We start from the raw sequence: 24,110 nt of genomic DNA on the forward strand, positions 1-24,110 counted from the left end.
ATCTCCTTACCACCATTTTTCAGGCTTGGCTGTGAAGCCTGCCGCCTGCTCTAACACCAGCGCCTGATTGAGCAAGGCACCCTCTTCCCAAGGGCGACCGATCAGCTGCAACCCAAGTGGCAAGCCCTTGGCATCCAGCCCAACCGGGACCGAGATCCCCGGCAGGCCTGCCAAGTTCAACGTCACTGTGAATACGTCATTTAGATACATCGCAACAGGGTCTGCCGATCGCATCTCACCCAATCCGAATGCCGATGATGGGGTCGTTGGTGCCAGGATCGCATCGATCCCTGAGGCAAAGGCCTGTTCGAAATCACGCTTGATCAATGCGCGCACCTTGCGGGCACGATTATAGTAGGCGTCGTAGAAACCGGCGGACAGGACATAGGCCCCAACCATTACGCGGCGCTGCACCTCGGGGCCGAAGCCTTCCGCACGGGTTTTAGCATACATATCGTCGATACCATCGCCCTTGCCCAAGGTGGCGCGGTGACCGTAGCGCACCCCATCATAGCGCGCGAGGTTCGAAGATGCCTCGGCAGGGGCAATGACGTAATAGGCCGGCAGCGCGTATTTCGCATGCGGCAATGAGATATCCACGATCTCGGCCCCGGCATCCTTCAACATTGCGATGCCATTGTCCCACAGCTTTGCAATTTCATCCGACATGCCATCAAGACGATATTCGCGGGGGATGCCGATCTTTTGGCCGCGGATATCGCCGGTCAATGCGGCTTCAAAATCCGGCACCACGATATCGGCGCTGGTCGAATCTTTGGCATCATAACTGCACATCGCGCTCAGCATGATCGCCGCATCGCGAACGTCCTTTGTCATCGGACCCGCCTGATCCAGTGATGACGCATAGGCCACCACGCCCCAGCGCGAGCATCGCCCATAGGTTGGCTTGATCCCAGTGATACCGGTAAAGGCCGCAGGTTGGCGTATTGAACCGCCGGTATCCGTTCCTGTGGCCGCAAGGCACAGATCCGCAGCCACAGCCGCTGCAGACCCGCCCGAAGAGCCGCCTGGTGTGCGCAGCTGATCGTCCACCTTCCACGGGTTCACCGCCGGGCCATAGCATGCGGTTTCATTCGACGATCCCATCGCGAATTCATCCATGCTAAGCTTGCCAAGCATAACCGCACCGGCATCCCACAAGTTTTGTGTCACTGTGGATTCGTATTCCGGCTTGAACCCTTTCAAAATATTGGACCCGGCTTGCGTCGAAACACCCTTGGTCGCGAAAACATCTTTGATGCCCAGCGGGATACCGCACATATTGGGCGCATCACCGGCCTGAATCCGTTCATCAGCAGCCTTGGCCTGCTCCAGCGCGATCTCCGGCGTTTGGGCGCAATAAGCGTTCAATTGGCCCGCCGCCTCAATCGCGGAAATACAGGCTTCGGTCAAAGACACTGCGGTTGTTTCACCGCTGCGCAGTGCATCACGCGCCTGAGAAATTTTAAATGTATTCAACGTCATTCGACCACCTTCGGCACAGCAAAGAACCCTTCACGGGCATCGGGCGCGTTTTTCAAGACTTTATCTTGATACCCGCCATCCGTAACGATGTCTTTGCGGCGCTTCAAACGCATGGGCGTGACAGATGTCATCGGCTCAATGCCGTCGACATCAACCTCGCTCAATTGTTCCATGAAATTCAAAATCCCCGACAGCTCTGATGCGAGCTCTGGAAGTTTTTCGTCTGCCACGTTGATCCGGGCAAGATGTGCCACCTTACGGGCGGTATCGATGTCGATGGACATATGTGTCTCCGCTGACTTTGAGGTTGGTTTAGCGGCTGTCGCGCAGGCTTTCAAGAAGCTGTGGCCTTAAGACTATACTCGGCTTGAAGGACACGGCACCACGCCCTAGCTTTTGAGCTGACTTCAACGGAACTGAAGATGGGACCTACGACATGAAACTCACTTGGCTTGGCCATTCCGGCTTTCGGATCGAAATCGAAAATGCTGTCATTTTGCTGGACCCGTTTTTATCTGGAAATCCAAGCTTTCCCGATGATCGCCGCGCCGAGGCAATACAAGGCGCGACACATCTCTTGATCAGCCACGGACATGGCGATCATTGCGCTGACGCGGTTGCCATTGCCCGCGAGCTATCGATCCCGATCTACTGCATCCACGAGCTTTCCCTCCTGCTGGCAGAAGAGGGGCTGGAGGTTGTCGGATTTGGAAAAGGCGGCACGGTTGAGCTAAATGGTGCGCAGGTGACGATGGTGAATGCGACCCATTCTTCGTCGATCGACTACCAGGGCGGCACACCTATCTATGCTGGGCAACCGGCAGGCTTTATGATTGCCGGTGATGGTCATGTGATTTATGCGTCAGGCGACACAGATATCATGGCAGATATGGAATGGATGGCGGAATACCATCAGCCCGACATCGGCATCCTGTGCGCTGGTGGCCATTTCACGATGGACATGAAACGCGCAGCCTTCGCAGCCAAAAAATATTTCGACTTCAAGGTAGTGATCCCATGCCATTACAAAACCTTCCCTCTTCTTGAACAAAGTGCACAAACAATGATCGCAGCGTTACCACACATAAGAGTTGTCGAACCGAAAATACTAACCGCGATAGATTTGTAAGGCTTAGAAAAAAGGGGCGCTGCCCCTCTTTCGGCAAGGCCGAAATTCACCCTGGGATATTTATCGCAAGATGAAACTGGCCACTTATTCAGCTTGCCCAAAATATCCCGGGGGCAAGGCCGGAGGCCTGCGGGGGCTGGCCCCCGCCCACTTGATTTCAGCGTCGCGCTTTGAAAAACATTTCCAGGAGATGCCGGCTCTCTGACGCAGAGATTTCATCATAGACCTCGGGGCGATGATGGCACTGAGGATGTACAAAAATTTGCGGACCTTGTGCAATCCCTCCCGATTTCGGGTCTGCGGCACCATAGTAGATCCGAGCGATCCGCGCCTGGGAAAGGGCTGAGGCGCACATTGGGCAAGGTTCGAGCGTCACATAGACATCACATGCCGGCAGACGCTCTGACTGCATGGTTTTGCACGCCGCACGCAATGCAAGTATTTCCGCATGTGCAGTTGGGTCTTTCAATTCGCGGGTACGGTTTCCGGCACGCGCTAAGATTGTCCCATCAGGGCCGACAATAACCGCCCCGACGGGCACTTCTCCGCGCGTGCCTGCGGCGCGGGCTTCTTCCAGAGCTTGCGCCATGAAGGATGTGAACTGCATTCTTGGCCAATCTGTAAATCAATTCTTCGCTAGGCACTTTATTTGACGAGGAGCGCGCTGTATAGATTTGTCCTTGCGCCCGAGATTCTCGCGCGCCATTCCCCCAGAAGGACCAGACATATGAGCGACAGCCCCGCCAAACCGGCGCTTATTTCCGAGCGCATTGCGAAAACCATTGCGCGCTCTGGTGTTGCCTCGCGCCGTGACGCTGAAAAGATGATCATTGCCGGCCGCGTTGCGGTGAATGGCAAGACCATCAATAGTCCCGCGCTGGATGTCGGCATCAAAGACAAGATCACGATCGACGGACAGCCCATTGACGCGCCGCAGGAAACCCGACTGTGGCTGTATTACAAACCGCTGGGTCTAGTAACGACAGAGAAGGACGAGCAGGGCCGTCGCACAATCTTCGACGAACTGCCCGAAGGAATGCCGCGCGTTCTAAACATCGGCCGACTAGATATGAATTCCGAAGGGTTGTTGCTGTTGACCAACGACGGCGGATTAAAACGCCGATTGGAGCTGCCCGAAACCGGCTGGCTGCGTAAATATCGCGTGCGCGTCAACGGGCGCCCGAATGAGGCTACGTTTGATCCGCTGCGCCGTGGCATCACCATTGATGGTGAGGATTTTCAACCGATGGAGGTCACGCTGGACCGTCAGCAAGGCGCGAATGCCTGGCTGACGGTTGGGTTACGTGAAGGCAAAAATCGCGAAATTCGCCGCGCCATGTCTGAAGTTGGCATGACGGTAAACCGGCTGATCCGTTTGAGCTATGGCCCGTTCCGTTTAAATGACATGATTGCGGGTGACGTGACCGAAATTCGACGCCGCGTCTTGCGTGATCAACTTGGTACGCTGCTGGAAGAGACACCGACCGGCACAGATGCGGATGATGACCGCGGCCGGTATGACCGCTCTGGGCGCGATCAGCCCCGCGGTGACCGTTTTCGTAGCGAGCGTCCGGGTGGACGGTTCGCTGGGCGCGATGATCGCAAACCGTCCTATGGGGAACGTCCGGATCGCGGGGAACGCCCAGACCGTGCCCCTCGGAAACCCTTTGGCGAGGGGAAATCCTTTGGCGGAAACCGTGATGGCGGGTTCAAACCGCGCCGTGACGGTGACAGCGGCGGATATCGTGGGCGCGATGGTGACAAGCCACGCGGCGAGGGAAAATCCTTTGGCGGAAACCGTGATGGCGGGTTCAAACCGCGCCGTGACGGTGACAGCGGCGGATATCGTGGGCGCGATGGTGACAAGCCACGCGGCGAGGGAAAATCCTTTGGCGGAAACCGCGACGGCGGGTTCAAACCGCGCCGTGACGGTGACAGCGGAGGATATCGCGGACGCGATGGTGACAAGCCACGCGGCGAGGGAAAATCCTTTGGCGGAAATCGTGATGGCGGATTTAAACCGCGCGGTGGCCCCGGCGGCAACTTCCGCGCAAAGCCCGGCGGCAAGCCGGGTGGCAAACCATCAGGCAAGCCCTATCGCGGCCGCGACTGATCAAAACGCGTCCCCTCGCCGGTAAATCATCGGCAAGAAACGCGCCATTCGCGGAAATCTACATCACAGCCACTGGCATAGGGCGTGGTGAATGCCTATTCTTTGTCCCAGGCGGGGTCCTTTACGGATGCCCGCCTGGGATAATTCAAGAGGCCTCATGTCCAGTAAGACCGTCCAACGTATCGCGTTTTACCTTCTTTTGGCGCTGACACTCTCGGTCGCATTCACGGGCGGGGTCTGACCTATGGCAAAGCGTTTTGGTGGCAAATTCAGTCCCAATGCCCAAACAGCACCGCGCCGCGACGCCACACAGGCCGACATTCCTGCGGAGCGCCTGCCACGACCCGAACATCCGTTGGAGGGGCGCCCGTTTTGGATCATGCTGTGTTCGGCACCATTGCTGCTGGGCGCGTTTGGCGATGGTGCCACCGCACTAGCATTGTCATTGATCTCCTTCGCTTTGGTGGCGGGAGGGGCCTATACCCTGCGCGAGGGCCTGCGCGCACAAGCGGAATTTAATGCCCGCCGCGTGGCACGCAGGCCTGTCTTGCCGCGTAAAATCTTGGGCGCTGTGCTGATGGGGTGTGGGCTTGCCGCCGGGGCGCAGGATCCGTCTATGGGAATGGTCGGCGTAGGACTGACCGGAGTGATCGGCACGGCGTTGGCTCTGTTGGCCTTTGGCACAGATCCGATGCGCGACAAGGGGATGGAAGGGATTGATCCGTTCCAACAAGATCGTGTCGCACGCGCGGTTGAAATCGGCGAAGATCATCTGCGCGCCATGCAAGACGCGATCACTCGCGCCAACCTGCCGCGTATGAACAGCCGTATCGAGGTGTTTGCCACCCACGCCCGTGACCTGTTTCGCGCGGTCGAAGACGATCCCAATGATCTGACGGCCGCGCGGCGATATATGGGTGTGTATTTAGAGGGTGCGCGCGATGCCACGGTGAAATTCGCCGATCATTGGGCGCAAACGCATGATCCACAGGCATTGACCGCTTATGACGCGCTTTTGACCGATCTGGAGGCAAATTTCACAGCGCGCACGCGAAGCCTGATTGAAAATGGCCGCGAAGGGCTTGAGATTGAAATTGACGTATTACGTGAGAGATTAGCGCGCGAAGGGCTTGCACCAGCCGCGCAACAAAAGGACAGTCGGTAGCATGTGCATGATTGCACTGCGCCCAGGAGGAATGAATGAACGATACCGTGCGTGAAGCTGCTGCGAATAATGTCGCCGAGATCGAGACCGTTGCCTCGGTCGTGTTGGTCGATCCACAAGAGGCTGTCACGCCACTGGCTGACGCAGCAACGCCAACGGCGATAGAGATCAGGTCGCGGATGGAAGAAATTGAATTGAGCGACGCGGGTTCAATCATCCGGTTTGGCTCACGCGCCCAAGGGGAGCTGCAGCAGATCTCGCAAGCGATGCTGGTCGATGTGAAGAATAAGGATGTTGGGCCAGCAGGCGACAGTTTGCGCTCTATCGTGACGGCATTGCGCGGGTTTTCCGTATCCGAACTCGATGTGCGGCGCGATCAGAAATGGTGGGAAAAGCTGACCGGCCGCGTCGCGCCTTTTGCTAAGTTTCTGGCACGTTACGAAGAGGTCCAAGGCCAGATCGACAAAATCACCGATCAGCTTTTGTCGCATGAGACAAAGCTGCTCAAGGACATCAAATCGCTGGACCTGCTGTATGATAAAACCCTGAAGTTTTACGACGAGCTGGGCCTGTATATCGCGGCGGGAGAAGAGAAGTTGGGTCAGGCTGATACGCAACTGATCCCCGCCAAAGAGGCCGAAGTGGAAGCCGCCAGCGAAAATGACAAGGTTTTGCGCGCCCAAGAGCTGCGCGATCTGCGTGCCGCACGCGATGACCTGGAACGCCGGGTGCATGATCTGAAACTGACCCGTCAAGTCACGATGCAGTCTTTGCCCTCTATCCGGTTGGTGCAGGAAAACGACAAATCCTTGGTGTCGAAAATCAATTCGACTTTGGTCAACACCGTCCCACTGTGGGAAACGCAGCTGGCGCAAGCCGTGACCATCCAGCGGTCGGCCGAGGCCGCGCAAGCGGTCAAAGCCGCCAATGATCTGACCAATGACCTATTGACCGCGAATGCCGAAAATCTGCGTGAAGCCAATACAATGGTCCGCACCGAGATGGAACGCGGCATCTTCGATATCGCGGCTGTGAAAACCGCCAATGCGACATTGATCGCCACAATCGAAGACAGTCTGCAAATCGCGGATGAGGGTAAGCGCCGCCGGGTCGAGGCCGAGAAAGAGCTGGCCGAAATGGAGGGCAAATTGCGCGAAACATTGGCCGCATCCCGATCCAGCCGCTCTGCTGCTGCGGATAAGGCGTCCTGAAGATGCGCATGACGCGTGGACGTGGCGGGGCTATTGCGTTGGCAAGCACCGCGATGCTTGCCCTGGCGGCCTGCCAGGGTGGGCTGCCCACGCTTGGGGCGGGCCTGGGACCATTGAGCAGCCCGCGTCCACAATCCGCGCCACAGGATTTGGCAACAACCGCACCGCGTTCGGCGGAAAGCGTGGCAATGGAAGCTTATTTCATGCAAGTTGAGCAATCGCTTGTTGGTCAAGGCTTGTTGCGCCGTGATGTCGCCCCCCGCGATGCCCCCTATACAGCGCGGCAATTGACAGAAGACTTCATTCACATTGCGCTTTATGATGAGTATTCGAACCGTGGCGGCGCTTTTGTAGCCACTGCAAGCCCGTCGCATCTGCGTCGCTGGGCCGAGCCGGTGAAAATCGACGTGCAGTTCAGCGCATCGATCCCATCGCAGCGCCAGGCACAAGACCGTGCCACTATTTCCGCATATGCCGGACAATTGGCCCGCGCTAGCCACTTCCCCGTCACTGCAGTAAATCGCGGCGGGAATTTCACCGTCTTGGTGATGAATGAAGATGAACGCCGCGCCGCCGGCCCTTTGCTACAAGAACTGGTGCCGGGGATCGATTCGACCTCGGTTCGGGCAATCACAGATCTGCCGCCCACCACGTTTTGCGTGGTCTTTGCCTTTAGCGAAGGCGCGGCGCCCACCTATTCGCGCGCGGTGGCCGTGATCCGCGGCGAACACCCTGACGCGCTGCGCTTAAGCTGCTTGCATGAAGAGCTGGCACAGGGGCTTGGGTTGGCCAATGATTATCCGCGTGCCCGTCCGTCGATCTTCAATGATGATGAAGAGTTTGCGCTTTTGACACGCCATGATGAGCTGTTGCTGCAAATTCTATATGATCCCCGGTTGCGGCCAGGCATGAATGAAGCGCAGGCGCGGCCCATCGTGTCACAAATCGCGAAAGAGCTGATGGGCGAGGCACCAGCAAAGATTGCAGCAGGTACATTATGAGCGGGTTTCTATCACGTTTAAGCGGTCTGATCGGCCGGCGCCACAACATGCGAGGCGATGAGGGGGCACAGGATCTGCCCCCCCCAGCAGAAACCGCCGAAGACATTGAAACGCAACAAGCGCCCGATCAACAGCCCCAGCCCGCGCAAGACGCCCCCCCCGACAGCGCGAATGGTGATGGCACAGGCGCGCGGGACTGGATCGCGCAAGTTTCTGGCCACATGGCCCAATGGGTCCATCACGGCGCTTTGGCGTTACCATCGGGCGAATTGATCTGTGATGATCCGTCCAATGGCCATGATTACCTGATCCGATACCCCCTGCCCCTCCCGGTGGGCAGTATCGATATCTGGTCCTTCACCGTCGCAGATGAGACCGAGATGCATTTTGCCCAGACCAACCTGTGCATCTGGCTGGAACTGCGCGGTACGCGCCCCTCGTTGAAAGGGCCGCAACTGGATTTCAACGTGGATGCCGGATGTTTTGCGCTATGCGATCTGGATGTTGCCCGCGATTTCGTGGCCTTTGATACACAGCTTCAAGATCAGGGAGGCAAAGACAGCTGGAGCTGGCTGGCCTCGCATCTGGATCCTGACATGCCTAATTTTGCCCGCTGGGTGGGAATCACCGACCCGGAGCAACCGCAGATGTTTCTGGCCTCGACCGGGACGGATGGTGGATTTGCGGCCGTGCCACTTTATGACGAAGATGGTGCGCTGAGCGGGCTGTTGATTGATATTGCAGGACGCCGCGATGACCGGCGGTTCATTGACACCGAATTACCCGAAGCAACGGGTTGAACTGACGAATTAGGCGGAGCGCAACATGGGCATTTTGGATTTTCTTAGCGGCGAATTCATTGACGTTATTCATTGGGTGGATGACACGCGCGACACCATGGTCTGGCGGTTTGAACGTGAAGGCCATGCGATTAAATATGGCGCCAAGCTGACGGTACGCGAGGGCCAAGCGGCTGTTTTCGTCCATGAAGGTCAGGTGGCCGATGTGTTTGGGCCGGGTCTGTATATGTTGGAAACTAACAATATGCCGATTCTGACCACTTTGCAGCATTGGGATCACGGCTTCCGCTCGCCGTTCAAATCCGAAGTCTATTTCGTGAACACCACCCGTATGGGCGATTTGAAATGGGGCACCAAGAATCCGGTGATCGCGCGTGATCCTGAATTTGGCCCGGTGCGCCTGCGCGCCTTTGGCACCTATGCGATGAGGGTCGCGGATCCCGCCTTGTTCCTGACCGAAATTGTTGGCACAGACGGGGAATTCACCGCCGATGAGATCAGTTTTCAGCTGCGAAATATCATTGTGCAGGAATTTTCCCGCGTGATTGCCAGCTCTGGCCTGCCCATACTGGATATGGCGGCGAACACAGCGGATCTGGGCAAATTGGTCAGCACCGCGATTGCGCCAACCGTGGCTGAATACGGGCTGTCTATCGCAGAGTTTTACATTGAAAACGTGTCCCTGCCCGAAGCGGTAGAGGCGGTGTTGGATAAACGCACATCCATGGGAATTGTGGGCGATCTGAACGCTTTCTTGCAGTTCAATGCCGCACAGGCAATGGGTCAGCCCGGTTCGGCTGCCACCTCTGGTATGGGCGCGGCGATGGGGGTCGGTATAGGTGCAGGTATGGGCATGGCAATGGGCGGTCAGATGACTGGCCCATGGGGCCAGGCCCCTGCACAGGCAGGGGTTGCGCCTGGCATGCGCCACGCGCCCGGAGGCACAGGCGCGCCGGCGGGCGCCGGCGCGCCTGTGCCTCCTCCCGCTCCTCCGGTCGAAACAGTGTGGCATCTCGCCGTGAACGGTCAGACGCAGGGCCCATTTGGTCGTGGCGATCTGGGTCGGATGGTAACAAACGGTCAATTCAGTCGCGCAACATTGGTCTGGGCGCCAGGATATGCAGGTTGGGTGCCCGCAGATGATGTGCCAGAGCTTGCGCGCCTGTTCACCGTTGCCCCACCACCCCCACCACCGATGAGCTAAGCTGATGCAATTGCCCAAAGTGCCCCGCAAGCGGGTCGCCGTCGCACACACAGACCATCATTATCCTTGTGATGCCTGCGGGGGTGACTTGCGCTTTGCCCCTGGTCAAACACGCTTGGTGTGTGACCACTGCGGACATGTGCAGGATATTCCCGCTGCAACCCATCGCGGAGCCGCCCAACTGCAAGAGCTGCCATTGGCCCAAGGCCTAGCACAGCCCAGTCCAGAGGCGCCAACACAAGCCACAGCCGATGGCCACAGCCTGACATGCCCCAATTGTGCGGCCTCAATTGAACTTGCGCCCAATGAGCATGCCACACAATGCCCGTTTTGCGCCACGCCGGTTGTGATCGACACCGGCACTCAGCGGGCGTTGAAGCCACAGGGCGTCATCCCGTTCATGATCGACGAAAATGCCGCGCGCGAGGCCCTTGCACTATGGTTAAAAACACGTTGGTTCGCGCCAAATGGCCTTGCGCAATTTGCCCGTAAGGGACGTCGGATGACGGGGGTCTATGCGCCGTTCTGGACCTTCGACGCCCAAAGCCAAACCCGATATGTCGGGCAACGCGGAGATTACTATTACGAAACACGCCGTGTCGGCAGGGGCGACAGCAGCCGGACGGAACGCGTGCGCAAAACACGCTGGTCCCATGTAACAGGGCGTGTGTCGCGCATGTTTGATGACGTGTTGATCTATGCCTCCCGCTCGTTGCCCCCTGATCATATCACGCGACTGCAACCGTGGGATCTGGCCGCACTGAAACCCTATCGCAGCGACTACTTGTCCGGCTTTTCCGCCGAAAGCTACACAGTCGAACTGCCGGAAGGCCACACATTGGCCCGTGCCGAAATGCTGCGGGTGATCCAAAGCGATGTGCGCCGCGATATCGGCGGCGATACACAAAGGATCGCGCAGATTGATCCACATTTCGCCGCGGAAACGTTCAAACATGTGCTGCTTCCGCTATGGACCGCCGCCTATAAATTCCGCGGCCAAAGCTACCGCTTCATTATCAATGCGCAAACTGGCCAAGTTTCAGGCGACCGCCCGTGGTCAGCATGGAAAATTGCCTTGGCGATTGGCGCAGCCGCAGTCATCGGCGCCCTGATCTTCTATGTAAGCCGCTGAACACCCGCACCCGAAGCATGGCCGCACCGGCCAGGCTTCAGCGTTTTACGGGGCTCGATGCCGCGTGAAACGCTGCCCCCCCATTTCAACTGTCAGGACATATCTGCGATGCGCGCCCTTTTACAACGTGTCACCCATGCCAAGGTCACCGTGGACGGCAGTGTCTGCGGTGAGATCGATCACGGGCTGTTGGTACTTATATGTGCCATGCGCGGAGACGGCGAGCAGCAGGCAGAGAAACTCGCCGCGCGTGTCGCCAAGCTACGCATTTTTGAAGATGACCTAGGTAAGATGAACCGCTCTGTTACCGATGTGGGCGGGGCCTGCCTTGTGGTCAGCCAATTCACCTTGGCCGCCGATACATCCAGTGGGAATCGTCCGGGGTTTTCCACCGCCGCCCCACCGGAACAGGGCAAACATCTTTACGAGCATTTCGCCCAGGCCCTGCGTGAACTGTCGCTGCCCGTCGAAACCGGTATTTTTGCAGCCGATATGGCGGTGAATTTAACCAATGACGGGCCGATCACAATTTGGCTTGATACTGCGGATCGCAACTAAATACCCGCAATAGTTGTGAAATATCCGAATTCATCAGATAGATTTAAAAATTTGCGAGTCAGTCAAAAATCGTGTAAATTAAGGTTAGATGAGTGATCGGCCACCTCCCCCTTTGCGGTCGATTCTGTTCAGGGCCTGCGCTTGGGTGAATGGGGTCGCTCAGGTTCTCCGCAAGGAACACAGCGCAGGTTCTTGTATCTTTCCGTATTGAAAATCACGCGATATCCGGTGTTGGCTCATCCGTTTGAATGCCTGGTCCGAATTGATGACATGCACCGTGAACCCCGCGCGCCCCGATCTGTGCGAACGGTATAGCAAGGCATTAAAACGCGCGTGTGATCACAGACCCCACGGAATATCCCGCGCCAAAGGAACAGATCAGCCCCAGATCTCCGGCCTGTAAATCCGCGTGAAAAGCGTCAAAAGCAATGATCGACCCGGCCGATGACGTATTGGCATAATCTTGCAAAATATTTGGCTGCTCGCCGGGCAGCGGGTCGCGGCCCAGAACCTTGCGTCCGATGAAATCATTCATGGTCTTATTTGCCTGATGCAGCCACAGACGTTTTATCTGCGACGCCGACAGCTCGCTGTCGCTCAAATGCGTCAGGATATGATCACAGACCATCGGCAGCACCTCTTTGAACACCCGACGCCCGTTTTGCATAAATTGCATATCCCGGCGATCGGCCAAGCCATCAGGTCGGGTCTTGCGTAGATACCCTTCGTTATTGCGGATATTATTGGAATATTGCGTGGCACATTTGGTTGATACGATCTCAAACCCACGGCCCATTGCCGTGTCCAGCGGTTCAATCAACACGGCAGTGCAGACATCGCCAAAAATGAAATGGCAGTCGCGGTCGCGCCATTCCAAATGGCCCGAGGTGATTTCGGGCGAGATCACCAGCGCACGCCGTGCCGACCCCGAGCGGATCATATCCGCCGCTGCCTGAATGCCAAATGTCGCAGAGGAACAGGCCACCTGCATATCAAAGGCAAAACCCGTGGCCCCCAAAAGCTGCTGCACCTCGATGGAGATTGCCGGATAAGCGCGTTCCATATTCGACGCCGCACAGATGATCAGGTCAACCTCTGCCCCGCGTCGTCCAGCCTGCAACAATGCCTTATTGGCCGCATCCAAAGACATTTCCGCCATGATAGACGGTTGATCATCGCCGCGTTGATCCAGCCGGGGATACATGCGGGCCGGATCTAGAACCCCGGCCTTATCCATGACATAGCGTTGTTCGATGCCAGATGCCTTATGGATGAACTCCGAACTGGAAGGCTGCAGTGCGGTGGCGCGGCCCGCAGTAATTTCGGCCGCGTTATCTGTGTTGAACCGCTCCACATAGGCGTTGAAGCTTGTAACCAGCTCATCATTGGTGATCGTGTCGGCTGGGGTAAAAACCCCGCTGCCGGTAAGTGCTGGCCTGTGCATAATCATCCTCCGCTGCGGTCCATCACTATCAAAGACCGCAACGACAGGGGTCAACCCCTGCTGCAAGAAAACGATACGTCAGAACAGCCGACCGCCGATCGGCACATCATGCCCAGGTCCTAAAAGCACGACCTCGCCATCCGCATCTGGCACGCCCAGCACCAGCACCTCTGACATCACGGGGCCGATCTGACGCGGGGGGAAATTCACAACAGCCATTACCTGACGACCAATCAGCACATCGGGCGTATAATGTTTGGTGATCTGCGCCGAGGATTTCTTGACCCCCAGCTCTGCGCCGAAATCCACCCAAAGCTTGATTGCGGGTTTGCGTGCCTCGGGAAAGGGTTCGGCGCGGACAATCTCGCCCACCCGAATATCAACCTTCAAAAAATCATCAAATCCAATTGTCATTTTCCCAGCTCCTTTCCGCGATCCGCAGCCGCCTTCACCGCCTTGTTCAGCAACGCCGGGAACCCGATATTAGGATCCATCAGCACGGCCAAAGCCGCGGCCGTTGTGCCCCCGGGGGAGGTCACATTGACCCGCAATTGCGCAGGATCTTCCGTCGCATCTTCGGCCAATTGCCCGGCGCCGCCCACTGTAGCCTTCGCCAAGGTCAGCGCCAGATCCGCTGGCAGGCCCTGGGCCACGCCCGCCTGTGCCAGACATTCGATCAAATGGAACACATAAGCCGGGCCAGAGCCAGACACCGCGGTCACAGCGTCCATCTGATCCTCGGCAGTTAACCGGACCACCTGCCCAACCGCCGAAAGCAAGCCTTCCGCCGTGTCCAGATCATCACAGTCACTGGCCGCGTTGCCGCAAATCGCGGTGATCCCACGGCCAATGGCCGCCGGAGTGTTGGGCATTGCGCGGATGATCGGTGTGGTGTTGCCCAGCATCGCCTCAAATCGGGCCAGTGTGGTCCCTGCCGCGACAGACACGAACAGGGTCTTCCCCTGCCCCATCGCCTGCAATGCGGGCAAGGCCTGCGCCATCATCTGCGGCTTGACCGCCACCAACACCACAGCCGGGGCTGCAGGTAAGTCGCCATTGATATTCACATTGGTCGATTTCAGCCAATCGGAGGGATTCGGGTCAATCACATGCACCGCTGATGGCGCCAATCCACCCGACAGCCAGCCCGCCAGCATTGCAGAGCCCATCTTGCCACAACCCAGCAGAACAAGCCCGCGCTCGGAAATATCGGAAAATGTCATTGGCACCCCTATTGACCGGATCGTCAGATCAGTTTCGGGTGCAGATTAAGCGTGGCCGACAGCATCCGCAATGGCCACCCGGATCGCAGATTCCGCAGATTGGTCGCCCCAGCATCCCACCTGAAACGCCGGGTAATAGCGTTCGGCCGACATCAATGCTTCGCCAATCATATGGTCCAGCTGTTCAATCGTCGCGCATTGTCCGCCGGTCAGCGTCAGACCATAGCGCCATGCCATCAATCGCTGATCGGGCCAATAGGTGAATGCACCAGACCAGACCTGATCATTGGCGCGGTTCATCATGTCATAAAGCACGGGCAGACGTTCGCTTGGCGGATCCATTTCAAAGGTCATGATCAGCCGCAGCATCTCATCACGGTCCGACCATACCAGCGTGATAGAATAGCTGCGCCACTGGCCTTCCACCATCATCGCAATTTGATCATCAGCAACACGGTTGAATTCCCACGCATGAGCTTCGGCCAGATCCTCCACCACATCAATTGGGTGCGCATCTCCGCCAAAATAATCGTCGCTGAGTGCCATGATCTGTCCCTTGCTCGCATTTGCCGCACCCCGGGCGGAGCCCCAAGATTTGGTCTTCTTACTACTAACGGCGTTCTGCTGACCGTCCTCTACCATATATCGTGATATGGCTGTGCAGGGCTGTAAAGCAAATTGTAGGGGATAACTTTGTAGTTAAACACGATATCTGGGGATAACCCCTAGGCCTACCCCGGCTTGCATAGTTATCCACAAGGCAAATAGGACGATCAGCCCACAACGCTTACCCAAACAACCCTAGTTCAGACATAAAAACGGGCAAAAGAATCACTGTTTTAGGGGGGGGTGCCGACCAATCCACGCCAGAAAAAACCCGGCGCGACAAACGCACCGGGCTGGCTGTATTTCACCGTGACAGTGGCTGTGATCAGGCCTCTTGTGCCCAGCCGCTGATGGATTTGATGTCGCAGAATTCTTCGATCCCGAAACGCCCACCTTCACGCGCACGCCCCGAGGCCTTTACCCCGCCAAATGGCGCCCCGGCTCCACGTGGCGCGCCATTCAGTTCCACCATCCCCGCATGTAAAGCGCGCCCGAGCCGGCGCAAACGCTCCGGGTCCTGGGTCTGCGCATAGTTTGTCAGACCATAATCGGTGTCATTGGCGATTGCGACTGCCTCTTCTTCGGTATCGAATGGCATGATCGACAAAACAGGGCCAAAGATTTCTTCCCGCATTGTGGTCATGTCCGGCGTGCAATCAGCAAAGATGGTCGGGCGCACGAAATAGCCACGGTTCATATTCTCTGGCAAGCCCGGCCCGCCGGCCAGAAGTGTCGCGCCATCTTTGATCCCGGCTTCAATCAGGCCTTGGATTTTGTCGAACTGCGCCTTGTTGATCACCGGGCCGATAAAGGCACCATGTTCGCGCGGATTGCCAACCTTTGTGGCCTGCGCCGTGGCTTTGGCGATTTCCAACGCTTTAGGGTAGATCGCGCGTTCAACCAACATCCGCGTTGGCGCGTTGCAGCTTTGACCCGAGTTGTTGAAGCAATGTTTCACGCCCCGCGCCACGGCATCGTCATCCGCATCAGCAAAGATCAGATTGGCCCCTTTGCCTCCCAGTTCCAGCGTCACACGTTTTAACGTTTCCGCTGCATTCTTCGAGATTGCGCGCCCCGCCCGCGTTGAGCCGGTAAACGAGATCATTTCAATATCTTCATGACCAGACAAGGTTGACCCAACGCCCATACCATCGCCATTCACAAGGTTGAACACGCCCGCTGGAATGCCCGCCTCATGCACCATTTCCGCAAATAGCATGGCTGAAAGCGGCGATTCTTCGGACGGTTTCAGCACCATGGTACAGCCCGCCAACAATGCTGGCGTGACCTTCAGCGTGATCTGGTTCATCGGCCAGTTCCAAGGTGTGATCAACCCGACAACGCCAATCGGTTCATAGGCAATCATCGCACCCGGCGTGCCATCGCCCAGCGGGTGAATCCATTCAAAATCCCGCGCTGCAGTGATGAAATTGGTGATATGCCAAGTCCCAGAGGCCACCTGATTTTTCAACGCGAAATCTATCGGTGCGCCCATCTCCAGAGAAATCGCCTGCGCCATATCTTCGGCGCGTGCCTGGTAAATTTCCAACAGCTTTTCAACCATTGCCAAACGGGCGGCCGGCGGGGTGGCACGCCATGCGGGTAATGCTGCCTTGGCTGCGGCAACTGCAGCATTTGCATCGGCTTCGGTGCCAAGGCTGATGGTCGCACAGGGTTCTTCCGTGGCGGGATCAATCACTGCATGGTCACGCGCCATCTGCGGTGCGACCCACTGGCCATCAATATAAAATTCGCGTTTCTCGATCATGGTCGACCTCCTGATTTGCGCGAGAGCGTGACAGGTTCCCCGCGCTGGGGCAAGTGAGACTCGGCGGGGATCACAGCAGTCGTGATTGATCCAATCCCGCTTTGCGGCAGATTATGCTTTTACATCGCCGCGCGGTTCAGTAGCTACATAGAGCAAGGCAGTATTGAGGGCCCTATGCGCGTTTTGATCGATACCCAGAAGCTTGTTCAAGACAAGGTTATAACGCGCGTACAGGCCGAAGAGATCCGCGTCAGGGCCCGCGCCGAGATGGTCCGGCTGGCGATCAATGTTGTGACATTCGCCGGTATTTTGGCAGTCGGAGGTGGCATTGTCGCCTGGATGAAAGATGCCACGGCAGTGGCCGGATTGGGCGCGGTTCTTATCGCCCTTGGCGCGATGATCTTTGTCCGCTCTCGGCCCAGGGGCGGCTTTTTGGCAACGTCCCTTATTTGCGTGGGGATTATGACCTGCGTGGGCGGGGTCATGGCGGCGCAGCGTGATCTGCCGTCGCAACTGGTCGCGCCACGATTTTTGATCGCTGGTGCAATATTTGCAGCGTTGGCCTATGGCGCGCGCCGTGTGGCATGGCCCAATCGTCTGATCGCATCGCTGTGTTTGCTGATCGGGGTGGCCGTGCATCTGTTGGGGCTGGGGCTTAGCGCCGAAAACACCGAACTTACAGGCGTAATCTGGTTCTATGGTACTGGGATCGCGATTGCCGCCGGGCTGGCCACCGATATTCGGTTTGTCACCGCCTTGGCAATTGTCCCGCTGCTGATCGCATGTGCGCCGCCCGCTGCGCAAATATTTGCCGAATTCGACCCGCTTCGGATTATCGCGCCGGCGTTGGCATTGATCGTGATCGCGTCGGCTTTTACACGCCATGCGCCGCCAAAGGTGCAACGCCACGCCCAAACCCTGCGCATCATGGGCTGTATTGCGGCGCATATCGGGGCATGGGCGGCGACATTGCTTGGCACAGACATAATCTTGTTTGTGCCAGCATGGGTCGCATCGGTGGTCTGGGCCTTGGTATTGGCACTAAGCGGTTTCGTAACTGCGCGCTTGGGAGACCGGGTCCAATTCAACATCGCATTGACCTTCGGCGCATTGCATCTGGTCACGCAGTTGATCGCCAATTTCAGCGATCAGCCGCTTGCCTGGCTGGGCGCAGGGTTGATTGCATTGCTGATGGCATGGGCCATGATCCGGCTGAACCCACGGCTTGACCGCAGCACAGCCCACAGACCAGACAGCTGTGCAGAGACGGAAAACGCCCCCGCCCCCACTGGCGAACCGCGCTGACGCGGCCTATATCGGTTGGGACAGTTTTCAAAGGAGGGACCCATGGGCCTGCGCATCAACGATATTGCACCCGATTTCACCGCCGACTCCACCGAAGGCCAGATCAAGTTTCATGACTGGATCGGTGACAGCTATGTGGTGTTGTTCTCGCACCCCAAAGATTTTACCCCGGTCTGCACGACCGAATTTGGCGCGGTCGCGCAGTTGGCGGACGAATGGGCCAGCCGCAACACCAAGGTTCTGGGCGTGTCCGTCGACACTGTGGCAGAGCATACGAAATGGAAAGAGGACATCCAAAGCTTTGCCGGGAAACCTGCCGGCTTTCCGATCATTGATGACACATCACTCAACGTGTCCAAGGCTTTTGATATGCTTCCCGCAGAGGCCTATTTGCCCGAAGGGCGCACCCCTGCGAATACCGCGACAGTGCGCACGGTCTATATCATCGGCCCGGACAAAAAAGTGCGCCTGACCATGACATATCCAATGTCCGTGGGCCGCAATTTCGCAGAGATCTTGCGCGCGCTGGACGCGGTTCAGGCCACAGATGGCGCCCCATTTGCGACACCCGCAAACTGGGTGCCGGGCCAGGATGTCATCGTTGCACTGTCTGTGTCAGATGAAGACGCCAAGGCGAAATACGGCGACCTGGACATCAAACTGCCCTATCTGCGGTTTGCCAAGAAACCCGCCTGATCGCGCCTAGATGATCTATGGCGCGCGCGGGATCGCGCGCGCCGCCTTTATTTGACCTGCGGGGTGGCCCATGTTTCTAAAGCTCGACACTGGCGTCATCGGACAGTTTGATACCGTCTTGGAAGACCAGGTGGAAACCGTTCACACGGGCACATTGGCCGTACTGAAGGGGATCGCCAAATACCGCAGCATCAGCACCGCGATACAGGCATTGGGCTGCGCCGTGCTGGGCGACAAAACCCGTTACCGCGCGATGATAGCAGGCAATTTGACCCGCAAACGCATTCGCCTGCCCGGCCTGTTTGGCAACCCCGTCGTCAGCGGTATCTATGGCTGGGTCAAGCTGGTACAGGCCGCACTTTTACATCGCTACCTTCGCCTGCGACTGGCCCAAGACCCACCGATTGTTATCATTTTCAATGGCTCCAATTTTCCAGAATCCGTGTTGGCAGATGTGTCACATGATCTGCCCCGCGTGTTCGTAGAGGGCGGTTTTTTCCCCGCCACATTGCAGATTGACCCCAACGGATTGAATGGTGCCAATTCGGTGCCGCGTGATCCACAATTCTATCTGGACCCAAGCCGTGATTTTGCAGCAAATGGCCTGCCACAGGCTGTGAACAACCGCCCGTCCAAATCCAGCTTTGCGCCCGTCACCTTGCCAACTGATTATGTTTTTGTTCCGTTTCAGGTGCCTTCAGATATGCAGGTCACGCTGCATAGCCCGTGGATCCGTGACATGGCACAGTTCTATGACGCGATCCTGGCCGCTGCACAGCGCAACCCCGACCAGACCTTTGTGATCAAGGAACATCCCAGCTTCAAACGCTCGGTCATTGGGACCCGCCCCGATCATCCGCGGGTTATTTTTGCCAATGGCAACACCACCTCTGACCTGATCCGCGACGCCCGCGCCGTCATCACCCTTAATTCCACCGTCGGGATTGAGGCGCTGCTGATCGGCACCCCGGTAATCACGCTGGGCCATGCCTGCTACAATATTGACGGGCTGGTGCAGCACGCAGAGACCCCGGCCGCGCTGGATGCCACACTGCGGGCCAACTGGCAGCCCGACCCCGAGCTGGCGCGGCAATTCATCGGCTACCTATGGAATGACTATCTGGTCCACGGGCGCTACGATGATCTGCCCGATGATCTGGGCCAGCAGATTGCAGCCAAGGTCAAGTCCTTGACGAAATGACACCGTGCTGTCCTTTGACCACCTCTTGCGCCGACAGTTCGGGCGGCACAAAATCGTCATCCCAATGGAGAACCTCGTCTCGCAGCATCGGTGAAATCTGCGAAAGCCAACCTTCTTCAATCACCACACGGCGCTGGTTCCAAAAGACCAGCTCACGGCTTTTTTTCATCACAGGCATGTTCAGCCGACCAAGGAACAACGCCGGGTGCGCATTCATCAGATAATATGCAAAGCGACTGTTTTGCAAAACACGATCAGCTTCTTCGCGCCAAGGTTGCCCTGCCTCAATCCTAGCTATGACCCCCGCAAAAATATGAGCCTCGCGCAGATCGCTCTTCATCGACATATCAATAACCCGGCGCACCTCATCATCGGACATTTGAATGGCTGCATCACGGATTGCCTCGGGCTTGAGCAAAGTGTTGATCGTGAAACCTCGCTCTGCAAACCAGCCGCTCAGCCTGACCTCGCCGCGCCGCACCACCAGAAACTTGTCGTTATACAACGGCATACGTCGCCAATAGGTCAGGAAATTAGGTGAGTGCAGAACCCTCTCCCCAAAACGATAAAAATAGGACTGCACATGGCGGTGATTAACCTTGATGTGCTTGGTATTATAGAAAATGCCATATAGATCGGCCGGATCAGCCATCGCGGTCTCGATCAAGGTGCAATTATCACGCAGCGGAAACCAATTACTGTCATTCATAATGATCAGCGTAGAAGGCATTGGCCCGCGGTCCGCAAGGGTCATGACCCCCTCGCGATAACCGCCGAAATCATAACCGAAATTGGGGCGTTGAACGATCAATGCCGCGTGATCCTTAAGCCGTTCAAGATCACTTGGCGCAATTGGCGCATTTGACACGATCAGCGGGTTGAAACCCTTGTCGCGCAGATGGTCTAGGTGACGCAGGAATGACGGCAGCAGCCCGCTGGGCTGATACATCAGAACGATCGCGACATGATCGCCCAACACCAGCTTTCCCTCTGTGCGGATCACCTGAGGGCGCATCTGCACATCATAGCGAACTCGGTCCGGCCACCCCTTCAGTATGGGGACTACAGCTTTGAATTGCTTTCCGAACCGAAGGATCTCGCGTTTGACTTTCCAGGCAGGGATCATAGGCAACATTCCAGGGCAAAGATTTATGTGACGTTTTAAACCTTCTGCCCGGCGGCCCGCGCCAGAGCAATCCCGAAAGCGGACCTCTGGTCAGGAAAAAGGGCCCCGAAGGGCCCCTCAACAGTCAGTTCTAGCGAAAATTATTCGGCTTTTTCAGCAACGACTTCTTCGCCAGTTTCCTGATCGACCATTTTCATGCCCAAGCGGACCTTGCCGCGATCGTCAAAGCCCAGCAGCTTGACTTTCACTTCCTGGCCTTCTTTCAGCAGATCGGACGGGTGGTTCAGACGCTTGTTTGCGATTTGCGACACATGGACCAGACCATCACGCTTACCGAAGAAGTTCACGAACGCGCCGAAATCGACGAGTTTCACGACTTTACCGGTGTAGATCGCGCCTTCTTCCGGCTCTGCGACGATCGAGTGGATCATCTCATAGGCCTTCTTGATCGCTTCACCATTGGCGGAGGCAATCTTGATGACACCATCGTCGTTGATGTCGACTTTCGCGCCCGACACTTCCACGATCTCACGGATGACTTTACCGCCCGAACCGATCACTTCACGGATCTTGTCGGTTGGGATCTGCATGGTTTCGATACGCGGAGCGTGCTCTGAGAATTCGGTCCGGCCAGCGGCCAGCGCCTTGTTCATCTCGCCCAAGATGTGCAAACGACCGTCTTTCGCCTGCGCAAGCGCCTGCTCCATGATCGACGGCGTGATGCCTGCAACCTTGATATCCATCTGCAACGAGGTGATCCCGGCTTCGGTGCCTGCTACCTTGAAGTCCATATCGCCAAGGTGATCTTCGTCACCCAAGATATCGGTCAAGACGGCATAGCGGCCATCATCTTCCAAGATCAGGCCCATCGCGACACCCGCTACCGGTGCTTTCAGCGGAACGCCCGCATCCATCATCGCCAAGGAGCCACCGCAAACCGATGCCATCGAGGACGAGCCGTTCGACTCGGTGATCTCAGAGACAACGCGGATGGTGTAGGGGAAGTCGGTCGCGGCTGGCAATACAGCCTGCAGCGCACGCCATGCCAATTTACCATGACCGATTTCACGACGACCCGGACCGCTTACGCGACCAACCTCACCCACCGAATAGGGAGGGAAGTTGTAATGCAGCATGAAGTTGGATTTGTAGTTGCCATCCAGCGCGTCGATGAATTGTTCATCATCGCCCGTGCCCAACGTGGTCACGACCAAGCCCTGCGTTTCACCACGGGTGAACAGCGCCGATCCGTGGGTGCGTGGCAAAATGCCAACTTCCGACAGGATCGGACGTACGGTCGTATTGTCACGGCCGTCGATACGCGCGCCACCATTGATGATGTCACCGCGCAAGATGCCCGATTCCAGCTTTTTGATAGCCGAACCCAGGTTCGCATCTGCCAGATCGTCTTCGGACAACGCCGCTTTGATCGTGTCAACCGCAGCCGAAATTGCGTTCGAACGCTCTTGCTTGTCTTTCAAAGCAAAGGCTGCACGCATCTGCGTCTCACCTGCTGCTTTGACCTTATCAAACAGCGCCGAATATTCTGGCGGCTGGAAATCAAAGGGCTCTTTTGCACAGGCTTCGGCCAGATCGATGATCAGGTCCAAAACGGGCTGCATCGCGTCATGGCCAAATTTGACCGCGCCCAGCATCTCTTCTTCCGACAGCTCATAGGCTTCGGATTCAACCATCATCACGGCGTCTTTGGTGCCGGCAACGACCAGATCAAGACGCTGCTCAGGGTTGTTGCGCAGCTGTGTCATATCTTCAACTTCAGGGTTGAGGATATATTCACCATCGGCAAAACCAACGCGGGCCGCGGCGATTGGGCCCATGAAAGGCACGCCCGAAATCGTCAGCGCAGCCGATGCGGCGATCATTGCAACAACGTCCGGCTCATTGACCAGATCGTGGCTTAACACGGTGCACATCACCAGCACTTCATGTTTGAAGCCCGGAACGAACAGCGGACGGCAAGGACGGTCGATCAGACGCGCCGTCAGTGTTTCTTTTTCGGTCGGGCGGGCTTCACGCTTGAAGAAACCGCCTGGAATTTTACCGGCGGCGTAATATTTCTCTTGGTAGTGGACCGTCAGCGGGAAGAAATCTTGTCCCGGCTTCGGTGCCTTGGCAAATGTCACGTTGGCCATAACGCTCGTTTCGCCCAGAGTGGCGATCACAGAGCCGTCGGCCTGACGTGCAACCTTGCCGGTTTCCAGCGTAAGCGTCTCTTCGCCCCACTGGATGGATTTTTTCGTAACGTTGAACATTCAGCGTATCCTGTCTGGAAGGTCACAGGCGTATCCCGTGCCTCCCGTTTGAATGGCGGCCCCATTGCCGCCGCCCCCCTTATCCTCTTGCATGTGCCCGGGGGCTTGGGCCGCATGTCTCAGATAAGGGCTGGCCATACACGAAAACGGCGCTGTAGGGAAGCAGCGATTGCCCACGCACCGCAATCGGCACTGTGACAGATGCTCGCGGCGGCATTTTCAAAATTTGCAACCAATCGCTGATCTGAAACATCATGAATTCATCCATGTGCAAGACGACTAAGCAAGGATGTGATGCGCATAATAGAGGCAGATATAAAAACGCCCGCCTTCTGCTGAAGGCGGGCGTTTCAATCGGCCAGGCCGAATAGCTTAGCGGCGGATGCCAAGACGCTGGATCAGCGACTGGTAGCGCGCTTCGTTTTTGTTTTTCGTGTAGTCCAACAGCTTACGACGCTGAGCAACCAACATCAAAAGACCACGACGCGAGTGGTTGTCTTTTTTGTGGGTTTTGAAATGCTCTGTCAGGTTGGTGATGCGCTTGGTCAAGATCGCAACCTGAACTTCGGGCGAGCCGGTGTCGCCTTCTTTGGTTGCGTATTCTTTGATCAGGGCATTTTTGTCTTCAACGGTGATCGACATCGGGATCTCCTTAGATAAAGGGTTGGGG

General features: G+C 57.1%; 23 protein-coding genes. 12 read left to right on the forward strand and 11 right to left on the reverse strand.

Annotation, left to right across the window (positions count from 1 at the left end):
• Nucleotides 1–6: 6 nt before the first annotated feature.
• Nucleotides 7–1,485, reverse strand: coding sequence for an Asp-tRNA(Asn)/Glu-tRNA(Gln) amidotransferase subunit GatA (gene gatA / locus BFP70_RS03535; RefSeq protein ID WP_066009982.1), 1,479 nt, complete (start codon nucleotides 1,483–1,485; stop codon nucleotides 7–9).
• Nucleotides 1,482–1,769: an Asp-tRNA(Asn)/Glu-tRNA(Gln) amidotransferase subunit GatC gene (gatC, locus tag BFP70_RS03540; RefSeq protein WP_066009983.1), complete on the reverse strand. Its 288-nt coding sequence runs from the start codon at nucleotides 1,767–1,769 to the stop codon at nucleotides 1,482–1,484. Before gatC ends, gatA begins: the two co-directional genes overlap by 4 nt.
• Nucleotides 1,770–1,921: 152 nt before the next feature.
• On the opposite strand from gatC, the gene BFP70_RS03545 reads away from it, so the two are divergent.
• Nucleotides 1,922–2,614 carry a metal-dependent hydrolase gene (locus BFP70_RS03545; RefSeq protein ID WP_066009984.1) on the forward strand — a complete coding sequence of 231 codons (693 nt, stop codon included), beginning with the start codon at nucleotides 1,922–1,924 and terminating at the stop codon, nucleotides 2,612–2,614.
• A 157-nt stretch (nucleotides 2,615–2,771) separates the two neighbouring features.
• On the opposite strand, the gene BFP70_RS03550 is transcribed toward BFP70_RS03545, so the two are convergent.
• On the reverse strand, nucleotides 2,772–3,221 hold the full coding sequence (locus BFP70_RS03550) for a nucleoside deaminase (RefSeq protein WP_066009985.1): 450 nt from the start codon (nucleotides 3,219–3,221) through the stop codon (nucleotides 2,772–2,774).
• A 120-nt stretch (nucleotides 3,222–3,341) separates the two neighbouring features.
• Between BFP70_RS03550 and BFP70_RS03555 the strand changes: the two genes are divergently transcribed.
• The 8 genes from BFP70_RS03555 (at nucleotide 3,342) to dtd (ending at nucleotide 11,798) form a co-directional block, all read left to right on the forward strand.
• Entirely contained in the window at nucleotides 3,342–4,727 is a 1,386-nt protein-coding gene (locus tag BFP70_RS03555; RefSeq protein ID WP_066009986.1) for a pseudouridine synthase, read from the forward strand.
• Between the two features lie 244 nt (nucleotides 4,728–4,971).
• Complete coding sequence (locus BFP70_RS03560) at nucleotides 4,972–5,892, forward strand: 5-bromo-4-chloroindolyl phosphate hydrolysis family protein (RefSeq protein ID WP_066009987.1); 921 nt, start codon at nucleotides 4,972–4,974, stop codon at nucleotides 5,890–5,892.
• Nucleotides 5,893–5,927: 35 nt separating this feature from the next.
• Entirely contained in the window at nucleotides 5,928–7,103 is a 1,176-nt protein-coding gene (locus BFP70_RS03565) for a toxic anion resistance protein (protein WP_066009988.1), read from the forward strand.
• A gap of 2 nt (nucleotides 7,104–7,105) precedes the next feature.
• Nucleotides 7,106–8,104: a DUF2927 domain-containing protein gene (locus tag BFP70_RS03570; RefSeq protein ID WP_066009989.1), complete on the forward strand. Its 999-nt coding sequence runs from the start codon at nucleotides 7,106–7,108 to the stop codon at nucleotides 8,102–8,104.
• Nucleotides 8,101–8,904 (forward strand): hypothetical protein, encoded by an 804-nt coding sequence (locus BFP70_RS03575; RefSeq protein ID WP_066009990.1) that lies wholly within the window; start codon nucleotides 8,101–8,103, stop codon nucleotides 8,902–8,904. The genes BFP70_RS03570 and BFP70_RS03575 overlap by 4 nt, the downstream gene beginning before the upstream one ends.
• Before the next feature lie 25 nt (nucleotides 8,905–8,929).
• Nucleotides 8,930–10,108 (forward strand): SPFH domain-containing protein, encoded by a 1,179-nt coding sequence (locus BFP70_RS03580; RefSeq protein ID WP_066009991.1) that lies wholly within the window; start codon nucleotides 8,930–8,932, stop codon nucleotides 10,106–10,108.
• Between the two features lie 4 nt (nucleotides 10,109–10,112).
• Nucleotides 10,113–11,240: a zinc ribbon domain-containing protein gene (locus tag BFP70_RS03585; RefSeq protein ID WP_066009992.1), complete on the forward strand. Its 1,128-nt coding sequence runs from the start codon at nucleotides 10,113–10,115 to the stop codon at nucleotides 11,238–11,240.
• Nucleotides 11,241–11,348: 108 nt separating this feature from the next.
• Complete coding sequence (gene dtd, locus BFP70_RS03590; RefSeq protein ID WP_066010108.1) at nucleotides 11,349–11,798, forward strand: D-aminoacyl-tRNA deacylase; 450 nt, start codon at nucleotides 11,349–11,351, stop codon at nucleotides 11,796–11,798.
• A gap of 322 nt (nucleotides 11,799–12,120) precedes the next feature.
• Here dtd and BFP70_RS03595 read toward each other — a convergent pair whose 3' ends face one another.
• From BFP70_RS03595 to BFP70_RS03615, 5 genes are all read right to left on the reverse strand, one after another.
• Nucleotides 12,121–13,242 (reverse strand): beta-ketoacyl-ACP synthase III, encoded by a 1,122-nt coding sequence (locus tag BFP70_RS03595; RefSeq protein WP_066009993.1) that lies wholly within the window; start codon nucleotides 13,240–13,242, stop codon nucleotides 12,121–12,123.
• Between the two features lie 78 nt (nucleotides 13,243–13,320).
• Nucleotides 13,321–13,656: a tRNA-binding protein gene (locus BFP70_RS03600; protein ID WP_066009994.1), complete on the reverse strand. Its 336-nt coding sequence runs from the start codon at nucleotides 13,654–13,656 to the stop codon at nucleotides 13,321–13,323.
• A complete protein-coding gene (gene proC / locus BFP70_RS03605) occupies nucleotides 13,653–14,465 on the reverse strand; it encodes a pyrroline-5-carboxylate reductase (protein ID WP_066009995.1) in 813 nt (270 codons plus the stop codon). The genes BFP70_RS03600 and proC overlap by 4 nt, the downstream gene beginning before the upstream one ends.
• A 45-nt stretch (nucleotides 14,466–14,510) precedes the next feature.
• Entirely contained in the window at nucleotides 14,511–15,011 is a 501-nt protein-coding gene (locus tag BFP70_RS03610; RefSeq protein ID WP_066009996.1) for a YbjN domain-containing protein, read from the reverse strand.
• A 385-nt stretch (nucleotides 15,012–15,396) separates the two neighbouring features.
• Nucleotides 15,397–16,839 carry an aldehyde dehydrogenase family protein gene (locus BFP70_RS03615; protein ID WP_066009997.1) on the reverse strand — a complete coding sequence of 481 codons (1,443 nt, stop codon included), beginning with the start codon at nucleotides 16,837–16,839 and terminating at the stop codon, nucleotides 15,397–15,399.
• Nucleotides 16,840–17,013: 174 nt separating this feature from the next.
• On the opposite strand from BFP70_RS03615, the gene BFP70_RS03620 reads away from it, so the two are divergent.
• From BFP70_RS03620 to BFP70_RS03630, 3 genes are all read left to right on the forward strand, one after another.
• The gene (locus tag BFP70_RS03620) at nucleotides 17,014–18,144 is read left to right on the forward strand and encodes a hypothetical protein (RefSeq protein WP_066009998.1); all 1,131 of its coding nucleotides are present in this window, start codon (nucleotides 17,014–17,016) and stop codon (nucleotides 18,142–18,144) included.
• 42 nt (nucleotides 18,145–18,186) lie between these two features.
• On the forward strand, nucleotides 18,187–18,840 hold the full coding sequence (locus BFP70_RS03625; protein WP_066009999.1) for a peroxiredoxin: 654 nt from the start codon (nucleotides 18,187–18,189) through the stop codon (nucleotides 18,838–18,840).
• Between the two features lie 70 nt (nucleotides 18,841–18,910).
• Nucleotides 18,911–20,041 carry a nitrogen fixation protein FixF gene (locus tag BFP70_RS03630; RefSeq protein ID WP_066010000.1) on the forward strand — a complete coding sequence of 377 codons (1,131 nt, stop codon included), beginning with the start codon at nucleotides 18,911–18,913 and terminating at the stop codon, nucleotides 20,039–20,041.
• Here the strand turns inward: BFP70_RS03630 and BFP70_RS03635 are convergent.
• The 3 genes from BFP70_RS03635 to rpsO form a co-directional block, all read right to left on the reverse strand.
• Nucleotides 20,022–21,167 carry a rhamnan synthesis F family protein gene (locus tag BFP70_RS03635; protein WP_066010001.1) on the reverse strand — a complete coding sequence of 382 codons (1,146 nt, stop codon included), beginning with the start codon at nucleotides 21,165–21,167 and terminating at the stop codon, nucleotides 20,022–20,024. The two genes, BFP70_RS03630 and BFP70_RS03635, sit on opposite strands and share 20 nt — an antisense overlap.
• A 140-nt stretch (nucleotides 21,168–21,307) precedes the next feature.
• Nucleotides 21,308–23,440, reverse strand: a complete 2,133-nt coding sequence (gene pnp / locus BFP70_RS03640; protein WP_066010002.1) for a polyribonucleotide nucleotidyltransferase — start codon at nucleotides 23,438–23,440, stop codon at nucleotides 21,308–21,310.
• A 372-nt stretch (nucleotides 23,441–23,812) separates the two neighbouring features.
• Nucleotides 23,813–24,082 (reverse strand): 30S ribosomal protein S15, encoded by a 270-nt coding sequence (gene rpsO, locus BFP70_RS03645; protein WP_066010003.1) that lies wholly within the window; start codon nucleotides 24,080–24,082, stop codon nucleotides 23,813–23,815.
• Nucleotides 24,083–24,110 lie beyond the last annotated feature (28 nt).

The sequence above is a fragment of the Thioclava sp. SK-1 genome (assembly GCF_001705665.1).
Taxonomy (GTDB): Bacteria; Pseudomonadota; Alphaproteobacteria; order Rhodobacterales; family Rhodobacteraceae; genus Thioclava.